At 31.3% G+C, this 3,562-nt stretch carries 4 protein-coding genes and 1 pseudogene; all 5 read left to right on the forward strand.

The window, feature by feature from the left end; translation table 11 throughout:
- The first annotated feature begins 257 nt into the window (after positions 1 to 257).
- Positions 258 to 359: pseudogene (locus tag SVN78_09400) on the forward strand (SEL1-like repeat protein).
- Between the two features lie 472 nt (positions 360 to 831).
- Positions 832 to 1,482, forward strand: a complete 651-nt coding sequence (locus SVN78_09405) for a nitroreductase (protein MDY6821821.1) — start codon at positions 832 to 834, stop codon at positions 1,480 to 1,482.
- Between the two features lie 3 nt (positions 1,483 to 1,485).
- Positions 1,486 to 2,232, forward strand: coding sequence for an SDR family oxidoreductase (locus SVN78_09410; GenBank protein MDY6821822.1), 747 nt, complete (start codon positions 1,486 to 1,488; stop codon positions 2,230 to 2,232).
- Between the two features lie 289 nt (positions 2,233 to 2,521).
- A complete protein-coding gene (eda, locus tag SVN78_09415; protein MDY6821823.1) occupies positions 2,522 to 3,151 on the forward strand; it encodes a bifunctional 4-hydroxy-2-oxoglutarate aldolase/2-dehydro-3-deoxy-phosphogluconate aldolase in 630 nt (209 codons plus the stop codon).
- A gap of 12 nt (positions 3,152 to 3,163) precedes the next feature.
- On the forward strand, positions 3,164 to 3,562 hold a 399-nt coding region (locus tag SVN78_09420), incomplete at its 3' end, for a PfkB family carbohydrate kinase (GenBank protein ID MDY6821824.1).

Genomic DNA, 3,562 nt, shown 5'->3' on the forward strand with positions numbered 1-3,562 from the left:
TAGTTATTATTTCCTAAATATACTTTTTGTTATTCTAAATAGTTCCTGGATTTGAAATCTGCTGATAGAGATAGATAAGAGATAATTATATCATTATAATTTAGAGGAGATATAGCAACATCCCGACTTAATATCTCGACTTGCGAAGTCAGAGGATGGGGGATATGTCTGGAAATGGCTTAAATATGCGGAAAATCTGACTTGCGAAGTCAGAGGATTGTTAAAAAGCATGCGATGGGGGAAGTGCAGAAGGGTGCGTCCTTCTTGGGACTATGTATGAAGGAGGATTTGGTGTAAAACAAGATTATTCTAAAGCCAAGGAGCTTTATGGTAAAGCTTGTGATATGAAACTACAATAAGGTTGTGATAATTACAGAAGATTAAATGAGAAAGGTTATTGATTTAATAAAATATGAGGGTTTTTTAACTTGCGAAGTCTGAAGATTGATAAATGAGGTATAATTTCCTTAAGAAAAAGTAAGTAAAAAAAGTGGTGACATATTATGTAAAAGTTGTGAAAGGTAAAACATTAGGATGTCCCACAAAATCTGTTTCGTGGCAGCTTTAAAGGGTTTCTATTGAGGCGAAAATTTTAATGGGTGTTTATAAGGATCCATAAAAAACATGAATTTCATGGGATGAAATGGTAGTATTAATTACTTGATATCTAGTTAAAAATAAGTATAATAATTCTAAGTACTTTATAATACGCAATCTAAATGTTATCAAATTATTTATAGGTACATGAAAGTTAACTGCTGATAATCTATTGTTGTAGTTGTAAATATTTTTAAAAAATAGCAAAGGCTTTATATATTAGGAGGTAACAAAGTGGATACAAAAGAACTTCTGTTAAAAAGACGTGTTTGTAGAGCCTTTAGAAAAGAACCATTAACTAGCGAGTTAATTCAAGAGTTATTGGAGGCTGCACAAAGTGCACCATCTGGTTCAAATATGCAGCCTTGGGAGGTTTATGTTGTTGCAAACAGAAAATTAGATATTTTAAGAGAAAAGATTTTAAAGGCATTAGAAGAAAAAAATAGGAATTATAGTATACCTTTTGAAGGGGAAGTTCCAGATAAATACTTATATAGAAGGAAAGAATTATTGGATGGGCTTAAAGTCTATCTCGAAGAAGATCAACTAAAGCTAGGTCATATTTTACAAGCAAGCCTTTCATTTTTTAATGCTCCAGCTGCAGCGTTTATTTATATACATAAAAGTTTATATCCATCAAGAGCTATTGATATAGGCTCATATATGGTTTATTTTATGTTAGCTGCAGAGAATTTAGGTTTTGGATCATGCCCTATTGGGTATATCAGGGGTGTTAGTGACGTTATTAATGAATTTATTGATGCACCCTCTGAATATTTGTTGCAAATAGCAATTGCCTTTGGTTATAAAGATGATGAGCGTTCAATTAATCACTTTAAATCAAAAAGAGCAAAAATAAGTGAAAATACATATATTATGGAGTGAAATATGAGATTAAAAAACAAAGTTGCACTTATAACTGGTGGTTCAAGAGGTATTGGAAGAGCTATTGCTCAGGCTTATAGTTCTGAAGGAGCAAAACTTTACATAGTAGCCCATAAAGATAAAAAAATGTTAGATGAGACAATCGATGTAATACAAAAAGAAGGTGGTGAGGCTTATGGAGGCCTTTTTGATGTTAGTTTAGAATCTGATGTGGTGTCATTATTTAATGATTTGTCAGATAAGTTAGGCGACCTTGATATTGTAGTTAATAATGCAGGTATAATAAAGCCAAAATCATTTATTGATACAACTTTTAAAGATTGGAAGAAAACAATAAATGTTCACTTAGATGGCACATTTTTATGTACATATTATGCAGTAAAAAATTTTATGTTAAATAAGAATGAGGGCAAAATTATAAATCTTGTTGCACCTGCTGCTTTTAGAGGCTTATTAAGTGTTGTTGATTATGCTTCTGCTAAAGGTGGCATTGCATCGTTTACTAAAAATGTTGCAAAAGAGTTAGTGTCAAATAATATTCAAGTAAATGCAGTTTCGCCAGTTGCGGAAACACGAATGACAGAAGACTTGTATGAATTTTACAAAGCACAATTTGGTCCAAATTATCTTGACTTTTTAGAAAAACCTTCTCCACCTCAAGCAGTTGCTCCCCTTTTTGTTTTTTTGGCATCAAAAGAATCTGATTATATTACAGGCCAAATTATTGCAGCAGATGGAGGTGTAATTTAACATCTTCAACACTCTGCCTACATCTAGTTTTATAGTGGATAATAAACATACTTGGATTTTATATACAATTTAGAAATTATTTTTAATAGCAAGTAGGGAAATCTAGTATTATAAATCAATATAAATAAATAAAGTTCAAAATTACCTTAATACTGAATTTTAAGGACCAGAATTACAAATTTAAATAATTTTATATTTTTTGTTGACAACCTCAAATAGTTATGTCATAGTTTAAATATGAAATATAATTTCATAATATGAAATATATTAATTTATTTTGAGGATAAAAATGAAGATATATGAGACATTAGAAACAATTAGGAAAAGTAAAATAATTTTAGTAATTAGGGCTGAAAACGAAGATGAATGTAATAAAATAATTAAACCAGCAATAAAAGCAGGTATTAAGGCTATTGAAATTACAATGACTGTTCCTGGTGCAGTTAATATTATAGAAAAAATGAATCATGAATATAAAAATAAGAATATAATTATTGGCGCTGGTACAGTAAATGATGCAAATATGGCAACAGCTTGCATATCAGCAGGATCAAAATTTATAGTATCACCTATATTTGACAAAGCGACAAAAACAGCATGCGATATAAATAATATTTTATATATACCAGGGGCATTTACCCCAAATGAAATATTTTCCTGTATAAAAGCAGGTATTCAATTAATTAAGATTTTTCCAGCTTCTTGGATTGGAGCAGGTAAAATAAAAGAATTAAAGGGTCCTTTCCCGCAGCTTGAATTTTTACCAACAGGTGGCGTTAATATTGATAATGTTAAAGACTGGTTTGATGTAGGGGCATTTGCCGTTGCAGTGGGTAGTGCGATAACAAAATATGCAAAAGATGGCAGTTTTGAAAAAATAGAAGAAATATCCAGGAACTTTTTAAAAATGATACAATAAAAGGGGTTTAAGATGGCAAAGAAAGTGGTGACCTTTGGTGAGGTAATGCTTAGATTAACCCCGCCAGATTATGAAAGGATTGCCCAAACTAGAAGTTTTAACATTTATTATGGTGGAGCTGAGGCAAATGTGGCAGCAACACTGGCTCAATTAGGTTTAGATACATATTTTGTTACAAAGCTGCCTCTAAATGAAGTTGGGAAAGCTGCCGTAAATTATTGCTCAAGTTTTGGTATAAATACAAAATATATAGTTTTTGGTGGGGAAAGGCTTGGCATATATTTTTGTGAGAATGGTGCAAGCCAGAGACCTTCAAAGATTATCTATGATAGGGGGCACTCATCAATAGCCACAGCCAATGTAAATGATTTTAAATGGGATATTATATTGGATAATGCAAAGTGGTTTCAT

Source organism: Deferribacterota bacterium (genome assembly GCA_034189185.1).
In the GTDB taxonomy this organism is placed as follows: Bacteria; Chrysiogenota; Deferribacteres; order Deferribacterales; family UBA228; genus UBA228.

Bases quoted from the DNA above. Each gene is read 5' to 3' on its own strand.
- eda (MDY6821823.1), top strand. From the start codon at position 2,522: ATGAAGATATATGAGACATTAGAAACAATTAGGAAAAGTAAAATAATT.
- SVN78_09410 (MDY6821822.1), top strand. From the start codon at position 1,486: ATGAGATTAAAAAACAAAGTTGCACTTATAACTGGTGGTTCAAGAGGT.